We start from the raw sequence: 741 nt of genomic DNA on the forward strand, positions 1-741 counted from the left end.
AATCGCACCGAGCGCTTTTAGAAATGCCGGATCCCACGGTTCTTCCCAAATGTTCTTCATACTGAAGTTAGCGCCATCTCCGACTTTCTCTAAGACGGTTTGAGTGATGTCTTCGCCTTTCAGCCACGCTTTGTGTACCCAGACCAGATGATTTAGACCTGCAAACTCCAACTGTAGCTCTTTAGGCTCGCAATCCATCATCTCTGCAATCATCATTTCCATTGATACGGGTACATTACATAAGCCGATACTTTTGACTTTAGTATGCTTACTCACCGCTTCTGAGACGAGACCAGCAGGGTTCGTAAAGTTGAGCATCCAAGCGTTTGGCGCCAACTCTTCAATGTCTTTACAGATATCAAGAATGACCGGAATGGTTCTCAGTGCTTTAGCAAATCCGCCAGGGCCAGTGGTTTCTTGTCCGATCACATCGTATTTAATAGGAATTCTTTCATCGTTTGCTCGAGCAGCAAGCCCGCCTACACGGAATTGAGTCATGACAAAGTCAGCGCCTTTGATCGCAGCACGGCGGTCAAAATCCGCTTTAATTTCAATATCCGCGCCCGCTTTATCGACCATCCGCTGAGCCAAGCCTCTGATGATTTCTAGCTTTTCCGCGCCGGATTCTATGTCCACAAAGTGAATCTGTTTAACTGGCAAGTAATCCAAGCGTTTGATTACCCCTTCAACCAATTCCGGGGTATAGCTACTGCCACCACCAATAATGGCAAGTTTGATCGC

Annotated in this window: 1 pseudogene; it reads right to left on the reverse strand. The window is 47.0% G+C overall.

Annotated features, from left to right (window positions below):
* Window positions 1-741 (reverse strand): annotated as a pseudogene (locus R7R24_RS26615) (6-phospho-beta-glucosidase); the annotation flags it as partial.

Source organism: Vibrio sp. 704, from assembly GCF_033339295.1.